Source organism: Metabacillus kandeliae, assembly GCF_021166585.1.
Classification (GTDB): Bacteria; Bacillota; Bacilli; order Bacillales; family Bacillaceae; genus Metabacillus_B; species Metabacillus_B kandeliae.
Genome location: NZ_JAJOZE010000001.1, coordinates 1072398 through 1095038, shown reverse-complemented (window position 1 = coordinate 1095038; position 22641 = coordinate 1072398). Strand labels below are relative to the sequence as shown.

At 44.0% G+C, this 22641-nt stretch carries 20 protein-coding genes; 19 read left to right on the top strand and 1 reads right to left on the bottom strand.

The features are described 5' to 3' along the window. The first annotated feature begins 67 nt into the window (after positions 1 to 67). The 15 genes from tdh to LRR81_RS05510 all read left to right on the top strand — a co-directional run bounded on the left by tdh (position 68) and on the right by LRR81_RS05510 (position 17299). Positions 68 to 1108 (top strand): L-threonine 3-dehydrogenase, encoded by a 1041-nt coding sequence (gene tdh, locus LRR81_RS05580; RefSeq protein ID WP_231788285.1) that lies wholly within the window; start codon positions 68 to 70, stop codon positions 1106 to 1108. A 23-nt stretch (positions 1109 to 1131) separates the two neighbouring features. Then, positions 1132 to 2310, top strand: coding sequence for a glycine C-acetyltransferase (locus LRR81_RS05575; protein WP_231788284.1), 1179 nt, complete (start codon positions 1132 to 1134; stop codon positions 2308 to 2310). A 216-nt stretch (positions 2311 to 2526) separates the two neighbouring features. After that, positions 2527 to 4056, top strand: coding sequence for a tRNA (N6-isopentenyl adenosine(37)-C2)-methylthiotransferase MiaB (gene miaB, locus LRR81_RS05570; RefSeq protein WP_231788283.1), 1530 nt, complete (start codon positions 2527 to 2529; stop codon positions 4054 to 4056). Position 4057: 1 nt separating this feature from the next. Continuing rightward, entirely contained in the window at positions 4058 to 4489 is a 432-nt protein-coding gene (locus LRR81_RS05565; RefSeq protein WP_231788282.1) for a RicAFT regulatory complex protein RicA family protein, read from the top strand. Between the two features lie 613 nt (positions 4490 to 5102). After that, a complete protein-coding gene (locus LRR81_RS05560; RefSeq protein WP_231788281.1) occupies positions 5103 to 5645 on the top strand; it encodes an outer spore coat protein CotE in 543 nt (180 codons plus the stop codon). A gap of 136 nt (positions 5646 to 5781) precedes the next feature. After that, positions 5782 to 8367, top strand: coding sequence for a DNA mismatch repair protein MutS (mutS, locus tag LRR81_RS05555; protein ID WP_231788280.1), 2586 nt, complete (start codon positions 5782 to 5784; stop codon positions 8365 to 8367). 18 nt (positions 8368 to 8385) lie between these two features. Next, entirely contained in the window at positions 8386 to 10248 is a 1863-nt protein-coding gene (gene mutL / locus LRR81_RS05550; RefSeq protein WP_231788279.1) for a DNA mismatch repair endonuclease MutL, read from the top strand. A gap of 39 nt (positions 10249 to 10287) precedes the next feature. Beyond that, positions 10288 to 10674, top strand: coding sequence for a YmaF family protein (locus tag LRR81_RS05545; protein ID WP_231788278.1), 387 nt, complete (start codon positions 10288 to 10290; stop codon positions 10672 to 10674). Positions 10675 to 10748: 74 nt separating this feature from the next. Continuing rightward, positions 10749 to 11714, top strand: coding sequence for a tRNA (adenosine(37)-N6)-dimethylallyltransferase MiaA (gene miaA, locus LRR81_RS05540; RefSeq protein WP_231788277.1), 966 nt, complete (start codon positions 10749 to 10751; stop codon positions 11712 to 11714). Positions 11715 to 11753: 39 nt separating this feature from the next. After that, positions 11754 to 11978 carry an RNA chaperone Hfq gene (hfq, locus tag LRR81_RS05535; protein WP_231788276.1) on the top strand — a complete coding sequence of 75 codons (225 nt, stop codon included), beginning with the start codon at positions 11754 to 11756 and terminating at the stop codon, positions 11976 to 11978. 210 nt (positions 11979 to 12188) lie between these two features. Further along, the gene (gene spoVK / locus LRR81_RS05530) at positions 12189 to 13130 is read left to right on the top strand and encodes a stage V sporulation protein K (RefSeq protein ID WP_231788275.1); all 942 of its coding nucleotides are present in this window, start codon (positions 12189 to 12191) and stop codon (positions 13128 to 13130) included. Positions 13131 to 13280: 150 nt separating this feature from the next. After that, entirely contained in the window at positions 13281 to 13892 is a 612-nt protein-coding gene (locus LRR81_RS05525; protein ID WP_231788274.1) for a YesL family protein, read from the top strand. Positions 13893 to 14152: 260 nt separating this feature from the next. Beyond that, complete coding sequence (locus LRR81_RS05520) at positions 14153 to 15511, top strand: ABC transporter substrate-binding protein (protein WP_231788273.1); 1359 nt, start codon at positions 14153 to 14155, stop codon at positions 15509 to 15511. A 46-nt stretch (positions 15512 to 15557) separates the two neighbouring features. Continuing rightward, positions 15558 to 16484, top strand: a complete 927-nt coding sequence (locus LRR81_RS05515) for a carbohydrate ABC transporter permease (RefSeq protein ID WP_231788272.1) — start codon at positions 15558 to 15560, stop codon at positions 16482 to 16484. A gap of 41 nt (positions 16485 to 16525) precedes the next feature. Continuing rightward, positions 16526 to 17299 carry a carbohydrate ABC transporter permease gene (locus tag LRR81_RS05510; RefSeq protein ID WP_408631588.1) on the top strand — a complete coding sequence of 258 codons (774 nt, stop codon included), beginning with the start codon at positions 16526 to 16528 and terminating at the stop codon, positions 17297 to 17299. A gap of 47 nt (positions 17300 to 17346) precedes the next feature. Here LRR81_RS05510 and LRR81_RS05505 read toward each other — a convergent pair whose 3' ends face one another. Then, entirely contained in the window at positions 17347 to 17973 is a 627-nt protein-coding gene (locus LRR81_RS05505; RefSeq protein WP_231788270.1) for a trimeric intracellular cation channel family protein, read from the bottom strand. Positions 17974 to 18146: 173 nt separating this feature from the next. On the opposite strand from LRR81_RS05505, the gene hflX reads away from it, so the two are divergent. The 4 genes from hflX to glnA all read left to right on the top strand — a co-directional run bounded on the left by hflX (position 18147) and on the right by glnA (position 22601). Next, positions 18147 to 19436, top strand: a complete 1290-nt coding sequence (hflX, locus tag LRR81_RS05500) for a GTPase HflX (RefSeq protein WP_231788269.1) — start codon at positions 18147 to 18149, stop codon at positions 19434 to 19436. Beyond that, complete coding sequence (locus tag LRR81_RS05495) at positions 19429 to 20712, top strand: methionine gamma-lyase family protein (RefSeq protein ID WP_231788268.1); 1284 nt, start codon at positions 19429 to 19431, stop codon at positions 20710 to 20712. The genes hflX and LRR81_RS05495 overlap by 8 nt, the downstream gene beginning before the upstream one ends. A gap of 97 nt (positions 20713 to 20809) precedes the next feature. Next, a complete protein-coding gene (locus LRR81_RS05490) occupies positions 20810 to 21211 on the top strand; it encodes a MerR family transcriptional regulator (RefSeq protein WP_231788267.1) in 402 nt (133 codons plus the stop codon). 55 nt (positions 21212 to 21266) lie between these two features. After that, complete coding sequence (glnA, locus tag LRR81_RS05485) at positions 21267 to 22601, top strand: type I glutamate--ammonia ligase (protein WP_231788266.1); 1335 nt, start codon at positions 21267 to 21269, stop codon at positions 22599 to 22601. Positions 22602 to 22641 lie beyond the last annotated feature (40 nt).

Here is a 22641-nt window from a genome sequence, read left to right as displayed (position 1 = left end):
TTACTTCCTTGTCGAAGCATGTTAATCTACTGGTAGATTAGCAGGTTAGATAAGGGGAGTGTATTTTGTGAATGGAAAGATGAAAGCGGTTGTAAAGAACTCCAGAGGATATGGAGCAGAGCTGCAAGTCGTCGATATCCCGCAGATCAAAGAGGATGAAGTGCTGATTAGAGTAAAAGCAACCTCCATTTGCGGTACAGATGTCCATATTTACACATGGGATGAATGGTCAGAAAGCAGGGTTAACCCGCCATATACATTCGGGCATGAATTTTCCGGAGAAGTGGTGGAAATCGGAGATAAAGTAACAAATGTAAAGCCTGGTGATAAAGTTTCTGCAGAAACGCATATTGTATGCGGAACGTGCCCGCAGTGCTTAACCGGAAAATACCATATTTGCAAAAACACTAAAATCATCGGTGTTGATACAGATGGCTGTTTTGCTGAATATGTGGCTCTTCCAGCAGTAAACCTGTGGAAGAATCCCGAAGATATGCCGTTTGATGTGGCATCTGTTCAGGAGCCGATGGGAAATGCCGTTCATACTGTGCTCTCAGGCGAGGTTGCAGGGAAAACGGTTGCGATTATAGGATGCGGTCCAATCGGCATCATGGCTGCGGGTGTTGCAAAAGCAGCAGGTGCTTCTCAAGTGATCGCCCTTGATTTAAATGATTACCGTCTGGAGCTGGCAAGGCAAATGGGAGCGACAAGCACAATCAATTCTGGAAAAGAGGACCCTCTTGCGGCAGTTCAGCTGCTGACAGATGGACATGGGGTTGATGTTGTCTGTGAAATGTCAGGCCATCCGATTGCCATGAATCAGGGGTTTAAAATGGTAACAAACGGCGGAAGAGTTTCCATCTTAAGCCTGCCTGTCCGTCCGGTGGAAATAGACATAACAAATGATGTCGTTTTTAAAGGCGTTACCGTTCAGGGCATTACGGGAAGAAAAATGTATGAAACATGGGAGCAGGTCTCAAGGCTCTTAAAATCCGGCCAGGTTGATGTGAAGCCGATGATCACCCATCACTTTCAGCTGGAAGATTTCGCACAGGGCTTTGATTTAATGATTCAGGGCAAATGCGGCAAAGTGGTGCTTCACCCATAAAAACAAACAGGAGGGATTTAGTTATGAAAGGCTTTGAATATCTGCAGGCAGAACTTGATGAAATGAAGGAGCAGGGAACGTTCCGAAAGCTTATTCCTCTGCAATCTGAACAGGGATCAAAGGTTGTTATTAACGGAAAGGAAGTTATTCAGCTTTCTTCTAATAATTATCTAGGATTAACAAGCCATCCGAGACTAAGAAAAGCAGCTCTTAAAGCTGTAGAGCAGTACGGGGCAGGAACGGGCTCAGTCAGAACAATAGCCGGCACGCTTTGCATGCATGAAGAGTTGGAAAAGAAGCTCGCCGATTTTAAGCATACAGAAGCGGCGCTTGTGTTTCAGTCAGGCTTTACAACAAATCAGGGTGTCCTTTCTGCTATTTTGACAGATCAGGATGTTGTCATTTCTGATGCCTTAAACCATGCATCCATTATTGACGGGATCAGGCTGACAAAAGCCGGGCGCAAGGTTTACAAGCATGTGGATATGGCTGATTTGGAGCGGGCGCTGAAGGAATCAGCAGATTACAGAGTACGTCTGATCGTTACGGACGGCGTTTTTTCAATGGATGGCAACATCGCTCCGCTTCCTGAAATTGTGGAGCTTGCTGAAAAATATGATGCTCTTATAATGGTTGATGACGCTCACGCTTCAGGAGTTCTTGGAGCAAATGGCCGCGGCACTGTTAACCATTTCGGTCTTGACGGCCGTGTTCATATCCAGGTCGGCACGCTGAGCAAAGCAATCGGTGTGTTGGGAGGCTATGTGGCAAGCACAAGAACATTGATAGACTACCTGATTCATAAAGGAAGGCCGTTTCTTTTCAGCACTTCGCATCCGCCAGCTGTAACAGAGGCATGCATAGAAGCCATCAATGTGCTGATTGAAGAGCCTGAATTAATTGAAAAGCTTTGGGAAAACACGAAGTTCTTTAAAAAAGGGCTGAGGGATCTTGGCTTTGAGACAGGCACAAGCGAAACACCGATCACACCTGTTATGGTCGGCGGCGAAGCGCTATCTCATCAGTTCTCTGATAAATTGCTTCAATACGGCGTATTTGCTCAAGGGATTGCCTTCCCAACCGTAGCGAAAGGGCAGGCGAGAGTCCGGACCATCGTTACTGCGCAGCATTCAAAAGAGGAGCTTCAAAAGGCGCTCAGAATCTTTGAAAAAGCAGGCAGAGAATTAAACATAATTTCCTGATAAAAGAGAGGGCTGCCCCTCTCTTTTTTATGGAAATGTCTGTAAGAGGAAGACTTCTCCCCTTGAGATTCCCCATTGGAAAAGTTATACTTAACTATTGGCAGACTGAGAAAATACTGTTTTTTTTTCGGCTTCCGCTTCTTAAAAAACAATTTTTATATGATGGCAATGTTAAAGATGATTACAGGCAGCAGGCAATGAAAGGAGTTTTTTAGCATGAATGAAAAACAGCGTCTTGAAAATACTTTGGCAGATTCTTCGGACAAAAAATCCGAAAAGGATTATAGCAAGTATTTTCAGGCAGTATATATGCCGCCATCCTTAAAGGACGCGAAAAAACGCGGCAAAGAAGATGTGAAATACGAAAGTGACTTTTCAATCCCGGAAGAATTCAAGAACATGGGTGACGGGAAGAAGTTTTACATTCGCACTTATGGCTGCCAGATGAATGAGCACGATACAGAAGTCATGGCAGGCATTTTTCTTGCGCTTGGCTATGAGCCGGCAGATGGAGTTGAGGATGCAAATGTTATTTTGCTGAATACATGTGCCATAAGGGAAAATGCTGAAAACAAGGTATTTGGTGAAATCGGACATTTAAAGCCGTTGAAATTAGAAAAGCCTGATCTCCTTGTAGGTGTTTGCGGCTGCATGTCACAGGAAGAATCCGTCGTAAATAAAATCATGCAAAAGCATGCTCATATTGATATGATTTTTGGAACGCATAATATTCATCGTCTTCCGCAAATTCTTAACGAAGCCTACCTTTCTAAAGAAATGGTTGTAGAAGTGTGGTCAAAAGAAGGAGACGTAATCGAGAACCTGCCAAGAGCCAGAAAAGGTGGCACAAAAGGCTGGGTAAACATTATGTACGGCTGCGATAAGTTTTGTACGTACTGCATTGTGCCATATACCCGCGGCAAGGAAAGATCACGCCGTCCTGAGGAAATCATTCATGAAGTCCGCGGACTTGCTGCACAGGGCTATAAGGAAATTACACTGCTTGGCCAAAATGTGAATGCATACGGCAAAGACTTCGCTGACTTGACTTATGGCCTGGGCGATCTTATGGATGAGCTCCGGAAAATCAATATCCCGCGCATCCGATTCACTACAAGCCATCCGCGCGATTTCGACGACAGGCTGATTGAAGTTCTTGCAAAAGGCGGCAACCTGCTTGATCATATCCATTTGCCAGTTCAGTCAGGAAGCTCTGAGGTCCTGAAGATGATGGCGCGGAAATATGACCGGGAGCGCTACCTTGAACTTGTCGGGAAAATTAAGGCGGCCATCCCAAATGCGACGCTGACAACAGATATTATTGTCGGTTTCCCTAATGAAACAGATGAGCAGTTTGAAGAAACGCTTTCGCTTTACAGGGAAGTAGAATACGACAGTGCGTATACTTTCATTTATTCACCGCGCGAGGGAACACCTGCTGCCAAAATGCAGGATAACGTGCCGATGGAAGTGAAAAAAGAGCGTCTTCAGCGCCTTAACAGCCTTGTAAACGAAATTTCTGCCAAGAAAATGAAGGAATATGAAGGCAGGGTTGTCGAAGTATTGGTAGAGGGCGAAAGCAAAAACAATCCGGATGTTTTAGCCGGCTATACAGAGAAAAGCAAGCTAGTGAACTTCCAAGGCCCAAAATCCGCGATTGGACAAATTGTGAAAGTCAAAATCCTGAAAGCCAAAACATGGACATTAAACGGAGAAATGGCTGAAGAGGCAATAGAGGTGAACTAAGATGGCAGTCTATTCAAAGGATGAAGTAGTGGCGAAGGCCCGTGAGCTTGCCAAAATGATTGCTGATACGGAAGAAGTGGATTTTTTTAAGAGGGCAGAAGCCCAAATTAATGAAAATCAGAAAATCAGCAGAATTATAGCTGAAATTAAAAGCCTTCAAAAACAGGCAGTAAATTTTCAGCACTACGGCAAGACAGAGGCCCTGAAGCAGGTGGAGGATAAAATTGACATGCTGCAGGATGAATTGGACGGCATTCCGATTATTCAGGAGTTCAAGGATTCACAGCTGGAAATCAATGACTTGCTGCAGCTTGTTGCACATACCATCTCCAATCATGTAACAAATCAGGTCATCCGTTCTACTGGCGGAGATCTCCTGAAGGGTGAAACAGGTTCAAAGGTAAACAACAGTCCAGGCGGCTGTTCCTTCTAAACTGTTTCTCCTGCATAAATCTTAGAGGCTGGGACAAAAGTTCTTTAGATAATGAAAAACCCGAATGATTAGGTGGATTTAAGCGAATTACTCCTCTAATCGTTCGGGTTTTTATTTGGTTTAATAAGAGTTTATTCTTTCTAAGGATCGTAAACCTTAGTGGAATGGAGCGGAAGCCACTCAACTCCTGCGGGAAGTAGAGGAAAGGCTGAGACCCCGCAGGCGAAGCCGAGGAGGCTAAAGCCTTCCTCCCCGCGGAAAGGGAGTGGCTGCAGCGCAATGGAACGAACCTGTTCCTCAAGATGAACTATTCATATCAATCAGACATTGTTTGCCTTTAAGGACTGTGGTTTCATTTATTTCCCAGCCTCTTTTCGTATTCCATCCATACTCCAATTAAAAAAACAAAAGCAGAGAGAACCCGGTGTGAATACATAAAAGAATAAGAATGAAGCTTTTCTAAATTTTGGGCAAATATTCTCCGGTGGAAGCATACAATGGACTATGTGGGTAAGTAAGGCATGATTCTTTTATTCCAATTGGGTAAAAGAACAATTTAAATGAGCCCGGCATAAAATGAAATGACCATTGAATCCGAGGAGGGTTTGTTCACATGTCTGATTACAGAGAGGTTATTACAAAAGCAGTCGTTGCGAAAGGGCGCAAATTTACTCAGTGCACACATACAATCGCTCCTTCACAAAAGCCTGCAAGCATTCTGGGCGGTTGGATTATCAACCATAAATATGATGCGCAAAAAGTTAACAGGTCGGTTGAAGTTGAAGGATATTATGACATTAATGTCTGGTATGCCTATGCAGAAAATACAAAGACAGAAGTTGTAACAGAAAGAGTCCGGTATGTTGATAATATAAAGCTCCGCTATAAAGATAACAACTACTTGGATGATGAGCATGAAGTATTGGCAAAAGTCCTTCAGCAGCCTAACTGCCTTGAAGTGAATATATCTCCGAATGGGGGCAAAATCGTCGTTCAGGCAGAGCGTGAAATCTATGCTGAGGTTATTGGAGAAACGAAAGTAATCGTTGCCGTTCATCCAGATGGCAACTATGAAGATGATGACTGGCAAGAGGATCTGGAGGATGAATTTGAAGACTTGGATCCGGAATTCATTGTCGGGGAAGCAGATGAATAATTTCCGCTAGGGAGAGGGATCTTCCTAGTTTTTTATTTTTCTCTCATTCTTCCTGCACCGGGATTTCTGCCACGCATTCCACTTCTCCCTATGTTATAATGAAACGTGTTTTGCATTACTGCACTGGAGGAACTATATGGCTCAATATACCCCAATGATTCAGCAATATTTGAAGATTAAGGCAGACTATTTAGATGCCTTTTTGTTTTTTAGATTAGGAGATTTTTACGAAATGTTTTTTGAAGATGCCATTAACGCATCTCAGGAGCTTGAAATTACTCTGACAAGCAGGGATGGCGGAGGAGCTGAAAAAATTCCGATGTGCGGGGTGCCTTATCATTCTTCCGCTGGATATATTGAACAGCTTGTAGAAAAAGGATATAAGGTTGCCATCTGCGAACAGACAGAGGATCCGAAGCAGGCTAAAGGGGTAGTCAGGCGCGAAGTTGTTCAGCTGATTACACCTGGAACAGTCATGGAAGGCAAAGGCGTTCAGGAAAAAGAGAACAATTTCCTTGTATCCCTTGCAGAAGACGGAAAAGGCTATGCCTTTGCTATGACCGACCTGACAACAGGGGAAAATGGCGCTGCAGCGGTCGATACCATAGAAGGTGTCATTAATGAAATTTATACGCTTGGTGCAAAGGAAATTGTCGTCAGCAGTCACTTTCCCGAAGAAGCACTGGCGAAAATAAAAGAGCGCTGTGCTGCTGCTGTTTCGATAGAAGACCAGGATGAACCTGATGAAGCATCTGAAGCCCTGTCAAGCCATTTGAGCGACACGGGACTAAAAGCTGCTTTTTCAAGGCTTTACCGCTATGTAAACAGGACTCAAAAAAGGAGCCTTGATCATCTTCAGAAAGTTACCTTGTTCCAATTAAACCAGTATGTAAAAATGGATTATTATTCAAAAAGAAATCTTGAATTAACAGAAACCATCCGCGCAAAAGGAAAGAAAGGCTCGCTGCTTTGGCTTCTCGATGAAACGAAAACCGCTATGGGAGGAAGACTGATCAAGCAATGGATTGACAGGCCCCTTCTTTCAAAAAAAGAAATTGAAAAGCGGCTTGGCGTTGTCGAGGTCTTTCTCGAGAAATATTTTGAACGCGAAGATTTGCGGGAGAGCCTGAAAGAAGTATACGACCTGGAACGGCTGGCAGGAAGAGTCGCATTCGGCAATGTGAATGGCCGCGATTTAATCCAGCTGAAAAAGTCCTTAGAAAAAATTCCGGGAATTTTAGACCTGGTTTCTTCGCTTGATAACGAGTACACAAGTGAAATGGCCCAAAATATAGATCCTTGCGAAGAACTTCGTGCTCTGCTTGAGCATGCGCTTGTTGAGCAGCCGCCGATCAGTGTAAAAGACGGCAATATGATGAAGGATGGCTATCATCAGGAGCTTGATCAGTACAGGCATGCAAGCAGAAACGGAAAAACATGGATTGCAGAGCTTGAGGCAAAGGAACGGGAAATCACAGGCATCCGCTCGCTGAAAATCGGCTACAACCGGATTTTTGGCTATTATATTGAGGTTACAAGAGCAAACCTCCAGCATCTAAAAGAGGGGCGCTACGAAAGAAAGCAGACGCTTGCCAATGCCGAGCGGTTTATTACGCCTGAACTGAAGGAAAAAGAAACCCTTATCCTTGAAGCCGAAGAAAAAATGGTGGACTTGGAATACAGGCTCTTTTTAGAGCTGCGTGAAAAAGTAAAACAATATATACCAAGGCTTCAGTCTCTTGCAAAATGCATTTCTGAATTGGATGTGCTGCAATGCTTTGCAGCAGTCAGTGAAAAAAGACACTATACAAGACCTATTTTTACAGAAAATGCTTTGCACATCAAAAATGGCCGCCATCCAGTTGTTGAAAAAGTGATGAACAGCCAGGAGTATGTGCCGAATGATTGCGTGATGGATGCGGAAAAGGAAATGCTCTTAATTACTGGGCCGAACATGTCAGGGAAAAGCACATACATGCGGCAGATTGCACTCACAAGCATACTGGCGCAGATTGGATGCTTTGTGCCTGCTGAAGAAGCAGAACTTCCGCTTTTTGATCAGATTTTTACGAGAATCGGTGCGGCAGATGATCTAATTTCAGGGCAAAGCACCTTTATGGTAGAAATGCTTGAAGCTAGAAATGCGATTCTTCATGCGACAGACAAAAGCCTTGTCCTGTTCGATGAGATTGGGAGAGGAACATCAACTTATGATGGAATGGCCCTTGCCCAGGCGATTATTGAGCATATTCACGAACATATTGGAGCGAAGACGCTTTTTTCCACTCATTATCATGAATTAACTGTTTTGGAAGAACAGCTGGCAAGATTGAAAAATGTTCATGTCAGGGCTGTTGAAAAAGACGGAAAAGTGGTTTTTCTGCACAAAATTGCTGATGGAGCGGCTGATAAAAGTTATGGCATTCATGTTGCCGAGCTTGCAGAACTCCCGGCTGAGCTGATTAAAAGGGCACAGGAGATCCTCGCAGCACTTGAAAGCGGGGCAGAAAACGACAAGCCAGTCCCGGCTGCTGCCCCTCAAGCTTTGTCGGAAGCCGATGAGCAGCTTTCATTTTTTGAAGCAAAGGAAGTAAAGCCAAACAGGGAAGCCCAAAAGGAAAAAGCGATAGCGGACAAGCTGAAGAAGCTGGAAATCCTTGAAATGACGCCTCTTGAAGCGCTGAATCAGCTTTATGAGCTGCAGAAAAAACTCAAGTCCTGATAAAGGGGATGTGGCCTTATGCCGAAAATTGTCCGGCTGGACGATCATTTAAGCAACAAAATTGCAGCAGGTGAAGTTGTGGAACGGCCGGCTTCTGTTGTAAAGGAACTGGCTGAAAATGCCATTGATGCCGGCAGCACAGTCATTGAAATTCATCTTGAAGAAGCAGGCCTTTCAAAAATCCGTGTCATAGACAACGGGGAAGGCATGGAGCCTGAAGATGCACTGGAAAGTTTTCACAGACATGCAACAAGCAAAATAAAAGATGAAAATGATTTATTCCGGATCAGAACCCTTGGCTTTAGAGGGGAGGCTCTTCCAAGCATCGCGTCTGTGTCACATGTGGAATTGAAAACAGGAACAGGAAATGATGCAGGCACCCGCATTGTTTTAAAAGGCGGCCATGTGGAAGAAAATGAGCCGTTTGCAGGAAGAAAAGGAACAGATTTGACGGTTTCCAATCTATTTTTTAATACCCCTGCAAGATTAAAATATATGAAATCTGTTCACACAGAGCTCGGGAACATTACAGACGCAGTCAACCGGCTTGCAATGGCCCATCCTTCGGTTTCTTTCAGGCTGCTTCATAATGAGAAGCTGCTTCTTCATACGAGCGGAAATGGGGACAGAAGACAGGTCATCGCAGCGATATATGGGATCGCCATTGCTAAAAAAATGATCCCGATTTCCATTCAGTCACTGGATTTTGACATCAGCGGCTATATCTCGCTTCCTGAAATCACAAGAGCCTCTAGAAACTATATTTCTACTATTGTGAACGGACGCTACATAAAAAACTTTCCGCTTGTTAAAGCGATTCAGGAAGGCTATCACACTCTTTTGCCGATTGGCCGCTATCCGATTGTTTTTTTGGAAATCACTATGGATCCGATCCTTGTGGATGTTAACGTTCATCCTGCCAAGCTTGAAGTGCGGATCAGCAAGGAGCAGGAGCTTTATGAAGTAATGGCTGCAGGGATTAAAAAAGCTTTTCAGAAGCAGTCTCTTATCCCGGCTGGAGCGCCGCAGAAAAGTTCCGAGAAACGGCAGGAAGAACAGCAGTCCCTTTTGTTTGAACATGCAGAAACAAGGGAGAAGTCTGAAATAAGGGAGGAAAAGAAGCCCTTTGCTCAGCCTTCTTATGAATTGAATAGAGAAGCTCCGCCAGTCATAGAATGGAAGGAAGAAGAGCGGGAGGAAACAAAGACCGCTATGCCTGAAGTGGATTATGACGAGATTCTTTTTGAGGAAGAAACTGTTTTAAGCAGCGGGAATAGCCAAATAAGCAAACAGGAATACAGAGTGCCTCCCCTCTATCCGATCGGCCAGATGCACGGCACCTATATTCTAGCCCAAAATGAAAATGGGCTCTATATTATTGACCAGCATGCAGCACAGGAAAGAATAAAATATGAATATTACCGCAGCAAAGTCGGTGAAGTGGCGCAGGAGGTTCAGGAAATGCTTGTTCCGCTGACCCTTCACTACGCGCAGGATGAAGCCATCATTCTGAATGAGCATGCAGGCGAATTGGAAAAAGCCGGTGTATTCCTCGAGCCCTTTGGAGGAAACAGCTTTATTATCCGCTCCCATCCTCAATGGTTTCCAAAAGGTGAAGAAAAAGAGGTGATTGAAGAAATTCTTCAGCAGGTGCTTGACAGCAAAAAAACAGACATAAAAAAATTAAGAGAAGAGGCTGCGATTTTAATGAGCTGCAAAGGCTCCATCAAAGCCAACAGGCATCTCCGCAGCGATGAAATCTTTTCTCTTTTGGAAAGCTTGCGAAAATCAGAAGATCCGTTTACTTGTCCGCATGGCAGACCGATCATTGTTCATTATTCTACATATGAAATGGAGAAAATGTTCAAGCGGGTGATGTGAAGAGAATTCTGGAGCTTTGGGTAAAGGGGCTGTCCTCCGATGAAATGCATTTTTGTTCCGCCGTACAAAGCCTCTCATTCTCATTGGTGCATGCTGGAAACGCTCGAAGCAGAAGGGCATTTTCACGTGATAAACAAAATCACAAAGCCGGCGAACGGTGATGCCTATGATGGACATTTCCATTACTTTTCAGGTGTGACCACCTTAGACGAGGGGCATTACCACAGGTTGTACGGCAAGACAGGACCGGCTATCCCAAGAGCTGATGGCAGCCATTATCACGAAGTATACGGCGTGACCTACCGCAATTATGTCTCGCCAGAAGGGAGAGCAAGAGGAGGAGCGGTATACAGCTATACGCCGCAGAAAACGCACAAACATGCATTTGGAGGGAACACTTCAAATCCTGTCGGCATAGATGTTTAGGCGCTATTTGTCGTGGCTATAATGAATCAAGGATTCCGCTGTCTTTCATGCTATAATGTTAAAGGGAAAAAAGCATGAGCGAAAGAGTGATAAATGTGACAAACGCGAAACAGAAGCTTCTCGCTGTGATCGGTCCGACAGCTGTCGGAAAAACAGCGATGAGCATCGCACTGGCAAAACGGATGGACGGAGAGATCATCAGCGGTGACAGCATGCAGGTTTATAAAGGGATGGACATCGGCACCGCAAAGATCAAAAAAACTGAAATGGACGGCATTCCCCATTACATGCTGGATATTAAAGATCCTTCCGAAGACTTTTCCGCTGCAGAGTTTCAAGAATTGGCCAGAGGTTGCATACAGGAAATTTCGGCCAAAGGAAAGCTCCCCATCATAGCGGGCGGGACAGGCCTTTATATCCAATCTGTACTGTATGATTATGAGTTTACAGAAACGGCTTCAGATGAGGTCTTCCGCAGGCAGAAAGAAGAGGACTTGCAGAGGTTTGGCGAAGCCTTTCTGCATGAAGAGCTCACCCTGAAAGATCCTGTTTCCGCTGCAAGAATTCATCCAAATAACGTCAGAAGAGTAATCAGAGCACTGGAAATATTCCATTGCACAGGCTCAACGATGACTGAATTTCTTGAAAAACAGAAAAAAGTGCTGCAGTATGATGCTGCGCTGATCGGTTTGACTGCTGACAGGGAGCTCCTTTATGAAAGAATAAACAAGAGAGTGGACCATATGATGGAGGAAGGGCTTCTCGATGAAGTCAGCAGGCTTTATGAGAGCGGGCTAAAAGGTGTGCAGTCTATCCAGGCCATCGGGTATAAAGAGCTTTACCGCTATTTAGACGGGACTGTGCCGCTTCAGGAAGCAGTGCAGGAACTGAAGCAGAACTCCAGAAGATATGCAAAACGCCAGCTTACCTGGTTTCGCAACAAGATGGATGTAGAGTGGTTTGATATGACTCCGCCCGTCAATACTGCGGAAAAGGAAGCTGAAATTTTTACATATGCGGCAGGAAAGCTGAAACTTTAATCGAATCTATATGACATAGAGAAATGAGGAGGACGAAACATGAAACAATCGATCAATATCCAGGACCAGTTTTTAAATCAGCTTCGTAAAGACGGGACATTCGTGACAGTATTCCTATTAAACGGCTTCCAGCTCAGAGGTCTTGTTAAAGGCTTCGATAACTTTACCGTAATGCTTGAAACTGAAGGTAAGCAACAGTTAATTTATAAACATGCTATTTCAACTTTTGCACCGCAGAAGAACATCCAGCTTGAATTAGAATAAAAAAAGCGATAGAACCCTGCAGCGAAATACAGCTGCAGGGTTTTTCTGTACGATTGGCTTATTTGGATGGTTGTACGGCATGATTTAACGAATACATATTAAAGATACGGTATATAAGCATAAAAATATAGAATGGGAAGCAGTTAGGCAATTGTCACGGAAATCTACCCAGCAGTGTACAGTATCAGGAGAAACGTGAGGTGAACCTCTTTGGATCAGGCAGTGACTTATAAAAACAACGGACAAATTAATATTATTTTAAATGGGCAAAAAAAACCTAAACAAGATAAGATTGAAGCTGCTGAGATAATGGCGCCGCTCCCCCAGGTTCAGGAAAAACATGCGATATTAAAGAATATTGAAGAAGAAATGAATGCTCTTGTCGGCATGGAAGAAATGAAGCAGACAATGAAAGAAATATACGCATGGCTTTATGTGAATAAAAAAAGGGAAGAGCAGGGGCTGAAGGCTGGCAAGCAAGCGCTTCATATGATGTTTAAAGGAAACCCCGGAACGGGAAAGACAACCGTTGCAAGGCTGATCGGGAAGCTCTTTCATCAGATGAATGTGCTGTCTAAAGGCCATTTAATTGAAGCGGAAAGAGCGGACCTTGTCGGGGAGTATATCGGTCACACTGCGCAAAAGACGAGAGATTTAATCAAGCGCTCCATCGGCGGCATATTATTTATAGATGAAGCCTACTCCCTTGCCAGAGGCGGAGAAAAGGATTTTGGCAAAGAGGCCATTGATACACTTGTCAAGCACATGGAGGATAAACAGCATGAGTTTATTCTGATATTAGCGGGCTATTCAAGAGAAATGGAGCAATTCCTATCCATTAATCCAGGCTTGCAGTCCAGATTTCCGCTCGTGATCGACTTTCCTGATTACTCGGTTGATCAGCTGATGGACATTGCGAAAAGAATGATAAAAGAGCGGGAATACAGCTTAAGCCAGGATGCAGAATGGAAAATTTCAGAGCATCTGATCCTTGTAAAATCAGAAACACATCCGGCGAAATTCTCTAACGGCCGGTATATTCGGAATATTATTGAAAAGTCGATCAGAACGCAGGCAATGAGGCTGCTCACCAGCGACAGGTATACAAGGGAAGAGCTGCTTGCCATAAAGGCAAACGATATCGTGTTTTAAGAAAAAGTCAGGACCCCAGTGGTTCTGACTTTTTCTTTTAAAAAGAATTTTTTAATTATAATAAAATCGATATAATTACATTACGTTAATAAAATTTCTTCGCTGGCGAACGAGTACCAGTCAGGAATGCTGCTATAGGAAGGTGACTGGATGAACAGAGCTGTACAAGGAATTTACATATTTTTCGAATGGGTGATGAAACTCGCCTTTTTAAATTTTTTATGGCTGGTATTCTCTATAGGGGGACTCCTGGTGTTCGGGTTTTTCCCTGCAACAGCAGCGCTCTCCGCCATTGTCGGAAAAATGATGGACGGGGATGAGCCTGATTCGCTTTACAAGCAATTTTATCAAAAGTTTAAAGAGGAATACGTGCAAAGCCAGCTGACCGGCTGGATCTATACTGGGTTATGTGCGGCTGTCTTTAGTATTCTCTATTATATTCTTACAGGGACAGGGCTTGTTTCTGCATCCCTGTTCTGGCCTGCTGCTGCAGGACTGTACATGGCTGGAGCCATTTATTTGTTTGCGCTCTTCCGGCTGATTAAGACTGGAAGCCCGCACTACTCTTACTACGCTTTTTTCCTTTCCTTGCGTGCGCCGCTGCATACTCTGGGATTTTTAACAAGCTTAATCCTGGTTTTTTGGCTGATGCTTTATAAACCGGTTTCTTTGCTCTTTTTTTCCGGAAGTGTTTCAGCACTCTGCGCTTCCTATTGGGTAAAAGAAGCGCTTTTGAAAACAAGAGCAGCGTATAAGGAATGAAAGAAAAGTTTTCTGAACTGCTCTGCCTAAAAAATCCGCAAATCATTGTTTGCGGATTTTTTTTTGAGAAGAGGTACATTGGCAGGAAATAGAAAGAAAATATACCAGAAAATAACGGCCGTATCTCATATGTTAGCAAAATATAATATTTTCAAAAAAAGAGGTTTTATGTTGCGAAATTAAGGGAAAATAAGATTATTGGGGGTTTTATGCCGTAAAGGGGATAGCATAAGGTCACTGATGAAGGATACATATGTAAGATGAAAATTTCGAATTTTCCAACACTGGTGCTAAAGCAGCAGCTGCAAACTTGGAAAAAGGCAAAAGGGGGAAAGAAATTGAGAGGACTGGCACAAAAAGGGATTATTCTGCTTGCTATCTTGGTTCTTGTGCTTGCGCTTTCCGGCTGCGGTCAATCTGACAGCGGAAAAGTGAAGCTCGATTTTATGTGGTTCTCTGATGGAAATGAAGGGGAAGTCATGAAGGGAATCATCAAGGACTACGAAAAAGAGCACCCAAATATTGAAATTAACCTCATTGAAGTGGCATTCAAAGATATCAAAACGAAGCTGAAAACAATGGTAGCTGGCGGAAAGCCGCCTGCTCTTACCAGAATAAACGACACGGGAGCATTTGTTGATCAGTCTCTTGATCTTACACCATATGTCGGGGATAAGGAGAAATTCGCTTCCCAGTTTGACGAATCCATTAAGCCTTTTTACATCATTGGTGACAAAATTGTTGCCGCTCCGATGGATATAACCGTAAATTGCCTATATTACAATAAAACCCTGTTTAAAAAGGCTGGCGTAACAGTGCCTCAGTCAAAAGATGATGTATGGACATGGGAGCAATTTGAAGACGCACTGAAAAAAGTGAAAGAAAAAGGCGGCGCCAGATACAGCCTTGTAACGGATTTTTCCGGTCACAGATGGTCTACGATGCTGTATGAGTATGGAGGCAGCATTTTCAATAAAGACTTATCAAAATCTGTGATCAACAGCAAGGAAGGGGTTCAGGCGCTGACTGAGTTTGTGAAGCTGCATGAGGAAGGGCTGACCCCGGATTCTGTATGGCTTGGCGGAGAAAATCCAAATAACCTGTTCCGCTCCGGTACAGTCGGCGCCCATCTTGCTGGGAACTGGATGCTTGGAAGCTATAAGGACATCCACCATTTTGACTGGGGTGTGACCTATCTGCCGAAAGAAGCGTCCCGCGGATCAGTGCCTGGCGGCAAATATGTTATGGGTTTTAAGGGGACAGGCGTTGAAAAAGAGACAGCAGATTTCATCAACTACCTGACATCTCAAAAAGTGAATGCAAAATACACGAAGGAATCACTTTTTATGAGCCCCCGCAAAGATAATAAAAATTTAAAGTATGACGCGGATCCGCAGCTGTTTAAAGTCTTTAATGATGAATTGGATGCTGTTTCAGCCTCTTCTACAAGAGACTGGGCCAATCAGAGCGTCATGAGTGTGAATGCAGGCGATCTTACTACAGCTATAGCCAAGGCAGTCAAGCATGAGCAAACTCCTCAGGAAGCACTGGACGATGCTGCCAAAATTTTTAACGAAACGATTGAAAAAAATAAAAAAGCTGCAGACAGCAAGCAGTAATTTTGTTTGCCGCAAAGAACAATGCGTGACGGGAGGATGATGAAAGATGGTGGTCGAAAAGCAGACGATGTCCATGTCAAGTACGAAAATCCAGTCTCTTAAAAAGGACAAAAGAAAACGCTTTTGGGCTCCCTACTTATTTGTATTGCCTAATCTTTTAATCTTTTTAATTTTCATTATTATCCCTGCGATAATGGGCCTGGTTTATTCTTTTACAAACTATAATGGGGTATCTAAGTTCAGCTTTATCGGGCTTGAAAACTACACACGTCTTTTCGCGAGCGAAGAGTTCTGGAAAGTATTCCTTAATACGATCCAATATGCTGTAATGGTTGTCCCGCTCGTATTTGCTGTTTCTCTTTTTGCAGCAGTGCTGCTCATAAAAGAGCTGAAAGGAAGAGGATTTTTCAGGGCTATATTTTACTGGCCGACCATGATTTCATTTATTATCGTAGGCCTTACCTGGAAATGGATCTTCGGCGACAGCTTTGGCATTGTAACCTATTTGCTGGAAGCTTTCCACCTGCCTGCCGTAAAGTGGCTGTCTGATCCGTTTTTTGCAAAAGCATCCATCGTAATGGCGACGGTGTGGTCAAGACTCGGTTTCTTTATGGTCATCTTTATTGCAGGGCTTCAGAGCATTCCTGCTTCCTATTATGAAGCTGCGCAGCTGGACGGAGCAGGGAGATGGCAGACATTCTGGAAGATTACATTCCCGCTGCTGAAACCGACGAGTCTTCTTGTGTTTCTGCTGCTCGTTGTGGAATCTGCAAAGTCTTACCCGCTTGTATTCGCTTTAACAGGCGGCGGACCTGCTAAAGAAACTACGCTGATTGTTCAGTATATTTATGAGAACGGCTTTACTAAGAGTGATGTTGGCTATGCAAGCGCCATGTCGGTCATTTTGTTTGTTGTTATTGCTGTCTTCTCGCTGATTCAATACAAATGGGCCAAAGGAGGGAGCTACGAATGACAGTCAAAGCAAAGTGGCCGACATATTTAATCCTGTCTGTCATGTCATTAATCATCATTTCGCCAGTCATTTGGATTGTGCTCTCTTCATTCAAAGGTCCAATCGACCTTTACAGCTGGCCGCCAAAATTTTTCACGAATAATCCTACATTCGAAAACTTTTTTATGGCCTTTCAAAAGGGAAATTTCGGCCTCTATTTCTGGAACAGTCTTGTCGTAACGGTTTCGGCGACTGTTTTAACTCTGATTATTAACACAATGGCTGGCTACGCCTTATCGAAATACCGATTTAAAGGGGATGCGCTGATTCTTTTTTTATTCCTTTCAACGCTGGCCATACCTCTTGAAGTAATCATGACGCCGATCTTCACAGTTATTAGCAAACTGGGGCTTTACAACAATCTTCTCGGGCTGATTATCCCGCCGGCGGCAACGCCAATGGGCGTTTTCCTGATACGGCAGTATTTGCTGACTGTACCGGATGATTTGCTGGAAGCTGCCAGAATAGACGGGGCCTCTGAGTGGAGAATCTTCTGGAACATTATCATTCCGATCGCAAAACCTGTCATTGCTGTGCTGGCCATTTTTTCTTTCATGTGGCGATGGGACGATTACATCTGGCCGCTGATTGTCATCAGTGATCCTTCCAAATACACCATTCAGCTGGCAATTGCCAATTTTATCGGAGAATTCCGTGTGGACTGGGGAAGCCTGTTGGCCATGTCTGTCATCACAATGGTTCCTGTCCTGATCGTGTTCATTATTTTCCAAAAGCAGTTTGTCAAAGGAATTGCTACGAGCGGATTAAAAGACTAAAGACACCTTTTCAGGTGTCTTTTATTGTCTTTTTGGGATTATCTTTTTTACATCCCTTTCTGATCGTTTTTCATCTGCTGAATCGAGCGTGTCGGAAGCTTCCATTTATATTTGTAGGAAAGGATCCGAAAGCTGACAAGCAGAACGAACAGGGTGTACAGCTCAAGAGGAGTTTTTGCCAGTTTTAGGCCGATGGCAAATCCGCCTAGTATTGCCCATACATTATAAATTTCATATTTTAATACGAGCGGTTTCCGTCCTGCGAGCATATCCCTAATGATTCCCCCTCCGCTTCCAGTCAGAACGGCCGCCACAACGACAGCGCTCAGCGGATGGTTCATATGTACCGCGTAAAGGGCCCCCTGAATAGCGAACGCGGAAAGGCCGATGGCATCAGTAAAGTTCCCCCAAGTATTCCAGTGCTTCAGCAGAATTTGCGGAAACAAAAATACGCAGGTAATGGAAAGTAGCGCTATTTGAAACAGCAGCCCCTGGCTCCATAAGGCCGATATCGGAACGCCAATAAGCAAATTCCGAACAGCGCCTCCTCCAAACGCTGTTACAATCCCAAGAATATAAATGCCGAGTATATCGTAATCTTCTTCCATCGCGACTATTGCGCCGCTGATGGCAAAAGCAACAGTGCCGATTGCACTTAGAACATCCCAAGTCATTTGTTTACCTCCAATGCTGTTTGACGGCAGTCAGCCGGTATGATTTTATCTTCTGAAGAGAATAAAATCAACCATTAATGTCAAACGCCCCTTGTAAAATTAGATGCAGATATAATTTTTTGATATGATAGGACTACTATTGGCTCTATTAAAGGAAAGGAAGGGATCGGTTTTTGAAAGAAACACCTGAAAATCGAGATAGAATAGAAAAAGCTGTCCTCGTCGGGTGCCAGCTTCCCGGAACAGACGAAGAAGGCTTCCGCAACTCAATGGATGAACTGGCTGCATTGACTAAGACAGCAAGGGGAAAGGTGCTTGCTGAGCTTAGTCAAAAACGGGAGCGGATTCATCCTGCTGCCTATATAGGCAAAGGGAAAATAGAGGAATTGTCTCATTTAATTGAAGAAACTGATCCGGACATGGTCATTTTTAATGATGAACTTTCACCAAGCCAAATCCGGAATCTTTCCACTATACTTGGCGTTAAGATAATAGACCGCACACAGCTGATTCTGGATATTTTTGCTCAAAGAGCAAAAACGAAAGAAGGGAAGCTGCAGGTTGAGCTTGCCCAGCTGAATTACCTTCTTCCCCGTCTCGCAGGCCAGGGGATAAACCTTTCAAGGCAAGGGGCCGGCATCGGAACGAGAGGGCCGGGGGAAACGCAGCTTGAAACAGACAGACGGCATATCAGAACAAGAATTCACGAAATTAATGCCCAGCTGAATTTAATCGTCCATCACAGGGAGCGGTATAGAGAAAGAAGGAAAAAGAATCATGTTTTTCAGGCTGCGCTTGTCGGCTATACAAACGCAGGGAAATCAACGTTGTTTAACAAATTAACACAGGCAGACAGCTATGAAGAAAATTTGCTTTTTGCCACACTTGATCCGATGACAAGAAAAATGAAGCTTCCTTCAGGATACACAGTACTGATTACGGATACAGTCGGCTTTATCCAAGATTTGCCGACAACGCTCGTCGCAGCATTCCGATCAACGCTTGAGGAGGTAAAGGAAGCTGATTTTATTTTTCATGTAGTAGACAGCTCAAATGAGGATTATGCCAACCATGAAAACACGGTGTACAGCCTGCTCCATGAATTAGAAGCAGACCAAATTCCTGTACTTGCTGTTTATAATAAAAAGGACAATAGGCTTCCTGACTTTACGCCATCAACGAAAGAAAAGCATATAGAGGTCAGTGCGCTGGATGAAAAAGATATCCTTCTTCTTAAAACGGAGATGGAAAACAGACTGAAGCATCTAATGAAGCCGTTTATGGCTGAAATACCTCCTGAAGAAGGGAGAATGCTTTCCAAATTAAGAACAGAAGCGATCATTGAAAGCTTTGAATTTGATAAAGAAATGGAAAAGTACGTGATAAAAGGGTACGCGTGGCCTTACCACCCAGTACTTGATATGTACCGAAAAGACATCGAGAAAGGAACTGACAATGTTTAACAAGTTAAAGCACGGAAGATTAATAAAAAAGCTGGCGGAAGAAACAGAAACAGAAATTTCGCAAATTCATCAGGAAATTGACAGAAGAATTGAAAGCAACCAGTACAGAGTGCTCGAAAGTTTCAGGTCTCATAAAGTAAGCGACTCTCACTTTATCCCATCTACAGGCTACGGATATGATGATATAGGAAGGGACACGCTTGAAAGCGTGTACGCTGAAGTATTCGGGGGCGAGGCTGCGCTTGTCAGGCCGCAGATTATTTCTGGCACGCATGCTATTTCTATCGCTCTGTTCGGCGTGCTCCGGCCTGGAGATGAACTTATTTACATTACAGGAAAGCCTTATGACACGCTGGAAGAAATCGTCGGCATCAGGGGAAAGGGAACAGGCTCGCTGAAGGAATATGGCATCGGATATCAAACAGTTGAATTGAAGTCTGACGGACAGGTGCATTATGAAGCTGTCCGTCAGGCCATTTCGGAAAAGACAAAGGTGATTGGTATTCAGCGGTCAAAGGGGTATGCTGCACGGCCGTCTTTTACAGTGAATGAGATTAAAGAAATGATCGATTTTGTAAAATCTATTCGAAGCGACCTGATTGTGTTTGTTGATAACTGTTATGGGGAATTTATCGAAGAGCGGGAGCCCTGCCATATTGGAGCGGATCTCATTGCAGGCTCATTAATCAAAAATCCCGGAGGAGGACTGGCGAAAACAGGAGGATACATTGCTGGAAGGGCGGATTTGGTTGAAGCCTGCTCTTACAGGATGACATCACCCGGCATTGGAAGGGAAGCTGGTGCGTCTTTGTACAGTCTTCAGGAAATGTATCAAGGATTTTTCCTCGCCCCTCATGTGGCGGGCCAGGCACTGAAAGGGGCCGTTTTTACTGCTCGGATGCTTGATAGAATCGGGCTGAAAACAAGCCCTTCCTGGGACAGTGCGAGAACGGATCTGATTCAGTCGGTTGAATTCGGCGACAGGGATAAAATGGTAGCATTCTGCCAGGCTATACAATATGCTTCTCCTGTCAATTCGCATGTAACGCCTTATCCAAGCTATATGCCTGGCTATGAAGATGATGTCATCATGGCTGCAGGAACGTTTATTCAGGGAGCAAGCATTGAACTGTCAGCTGACGGTCCGCTTCGTCCGCCTTACATAGCATTTGTTCAGGGAGGACTGACTTATTCTCATGTTAAAATTGCCATTTGCTCAAGCATAGATGCTTTAATTGATAAAGGCTTTATTGCTTTAGCGGAACAGGCGGAATAATGGAGATTGAGTCTTATGTCATATTTCCTCACATGTATTTGACACATATACTGACATGGAATATAATGTGCATAAGCAAGTAAAGGAGGAAAAAGGAATGAGTGATTTAATTCGGCGCTCAATGCCTTTATTTCCAATAGGAATCGTCATGCAGCTGACAGAGCTTTCCGCCAGACAAATCCGCTACTATGAAGAGCACAGCCTTGTCCAGCCTGCAAGAACGGAAGGGAATCGGCGTTTATATTCCTTTAATGACGTTGAAAAGCTGCTGGAGATTAAAAGTTTGATTGAACAAGGGATTAATATGGCAGGGGTAAAGCAAATACTGATTAAAACTTCCCCGCCTTCTGAAAGGGAAGAAACAGCTGCAGAAAAAGCAGAAAAGCCGGACCTTACAGATGATGAGCTGCGCAAGCTGTTAAGAACAGAGCTTGTCCAGGCCGGCCGCTTTCAAAGGACAGCCCTGAATCAGGGAGACATGTCCCGCTTTTTCCATTAACATGTGTGCAAGATTTTTAACTATACAGTCTACTGAACTGGGGAGGAAAAGATTCATGCCAAAGTTTACAAGGGAAGACATTATCAAGCAAGTTGAAGAAAACAATGTAAAATACATCCGTCTGCAATTTACGGATATCCTGGGTACGATTAAGAATGTTGAAATTCCTGTCAGCCAGCTAGGAAAAGCATTGGATAACAAAATGATGTTTGACGGTTCATCCATTGAAGGCTTTGTCCGGATTGAAGAATCCGACATGTACCTTTACCCGGACCTGGAAACATTTGTTATTTTCCCGTGGACGTCTGAAAAAGGAAAAGTTGCCCGCTTTATCTGTGATATTTACAATCCAGACGGCACGCCGTTTGAAGGAGACCCAAGAACAAACCTGAAGCGCATTCTTGCCGAAATGGAAGATCTTGGCTTTACTGATTTCAATCTTGGGCCTGAACCGGAATTTTTCCTTTTTAAACTGGATGTTAACGGAGATCCGACACTGGAGCTGAATGACAAAGGCGGATACTTTGACCTTGCTCCTACAGACCTTGGCGAAAATTGCCGCCGCGACATTGTGCTTGAACTGGAAGAAATGGGCTTTGAAATTGAAGCATCCCATCATGAAGTAGCTCCAGGACAGCATGAAATTGATTTTAAATATGCCGGAGCAGTAAGAGCATGTGATGATATTCAAACATTTAAGCTTGTTGTAAAAACAATTGCCCGCAAACACGGCCTGCATGCAACATTCATGCCTAAGCCGCTGTTCGGTGTGAACGGATCAGGCATGCACTGCAACCTTTCATTATTTAAAGGAAGCAAAAACGCGTTCTTCGATGAAAATGCAGAACTTCAGCTAAGTGAAGATGCAAGTTACTTTATTGCTGGTATCATTAAGCATGCGACAAACTTTACGGCTGTTACTAACCCGACTGTCAACTCCTTCAAACGACTTGTGCCTGGATATGAAGCACCTTGCTATGTTGCATGGTCTGCCAGAAACAGAAGCCCGCTGATCCGTATTCCGGCTTCCCGCGGATTAAGCACGCGCGTTGAAGTAAGAAGTGTTGACCCTGCTGCAAACCCTTATATGGCCATGGCTGTATTGCTTGCTGCAGGACTGGATGGAATTAAGAATAAATTAACTCCGCCAAAACCGATCGACCGCAACATTTATGTTATGACGAAGGAAGAAAGACTTGAAAACGGTATTGTTGATTTGCCTGCAACACTTGCTGCTGCGCTTGACAACCTGAAGTCTGATGAAGTCATCGTAAAAGCACTTGGCGAACATTTGTTTGAGCACTTCGTTGAAGCGAAAGAAATCGAGTGGGATATGTTCCGTACGCAGGTTCACCCATGGGAAAGAGAACAGTATATTACGATGTATTAATAAGAACCCCCTTGACACCAGTGGTGTTAAGGGGGTTTTT

What these genes read in the sequence shown, in the direction of transcription:
- hfq (WP_231788276.1), top strand. Translation starts at nt 11,754, where the DNA reads ATGAAACAATCGATCAATATCCAGGACCAGTTTTTAAATCAGCTTCGT.
- LRR81_RS05560 (WP_231788281.1), top strand. Translation starts at nt 5,103, where the DNA reads ATGTCTGATTACAGAGAGGTTATTACAAAAGCAGTCGTTGCGAAAGGG.
- LRR81_RS05495 (WP_231788268.1), top strand. Translation starts at nt 19,429, where the DNA reads ATGTTTAACAAGTTAAAGCACGGAAGATTAATAAAAAAGCTGGCGGAA.
- LRR81_RS05510 (WP_408631588.1), top strand. Translation starts at nt 16,526, where the DNA reads ATGTCATTAATCATCATTTCGCCAGTCATTTGGATTGTGCTCTCTTCA.
- mutS (WP_231788280.1), top strand. Translation starts at nt 5,782, where the DNA reads ATGGCTCAATATACCCCAATGATTCAGCAATATTTGAAGATTAAGGCA.
- glnA (WP_231788266.1), top strand. Translation starts at nt 21,267, where the DNA reads ATGCCAAAGTTTACAAGGGAAGACATTATCAAGCAAGTTGAAGAAAAC.
- LRR81_RS05505 (WP_231788270.1), bottom strand. Translation starts at nt 17,973, where the DNA reads ATGACTTGGGATGTTCTAAGTGCAATCGGCACTGTTGCTTTTGCCATC.
- LRR81_RS05545 (WP_231788278.1), top strand. Translation starts at nt 10,288, where the DNA reads ATGAAATGCATTTTTGTTCCGCCGTACAAAGCCTCTCATTCTCATTGG.
- LRR81_RS05565 (WP_231788282.1), top strand. Translation starts at nt 4,058, where the DNA reads ATGGCAGTCTATTCAAAGGATGAAGTAGTGGCGAAGGCCCGTGAGCTT.
- mutL (WP_231788279.1), top strand. Translation starts at nt 8,386, where the DNA reads ATGCCGAAAATTGTCCGGCTGGACGATCATTTAAGCAACAAAATTGCA.
- miaA (WP_231788277.1), top strand. Translation starts at nt 10,749, where the DNA reads ATGAGCGAAAGAGTGATAAATGTGACAAACGCGAAACAGAAGCTTCTC.
- LRR81_RS05575 (WP_231788284.1), top strand. Translation starts at nt 1,132, where the DNA reads ATGAAAGGCTTTGAATATCTGCAGGCAGAACTTGATGAAATGAAGGAG.
- LRR81_RS05515 (WP_231788272.1), top strand. Translation starts at nt 15,558, where the DNA reads ATGGTGGTCGAAAAGCAGACGATGTCCATGTCAAGTACGAAAATCCAG.
- LRR81_RS05490 (WP_231788267.1), top strand. Translation starts at nt 20,810, where the DNA reads ATGAGTGATTTAATTCGGCGCTCAATGCCTTTATTTCCAATAGGAATC.
- miaB (WP_231788283.1), top strand. Translation starts at nt 2,527, where the DNA reads ATGAATGAAAAACAGCGTCTTGAAAATACTTTGGCAGATTCTTCGGAC.
- LRR81_RS05520 (WP_231788273.1), top strand. Translation starts at nt 14,153, where the DNA reads ATGAAAATTTCGAATTTTCCAACACTGGTGCTAAAGCAGCAGCTGCAA.
- LRR81_RS05525 (WP_231788274.1), top strand. Translation starts at nt 13,281, where the DNA reads ATGAACAGAGCTGTACAAGGAATTTACATATTTTTCGAATGGGTGATG.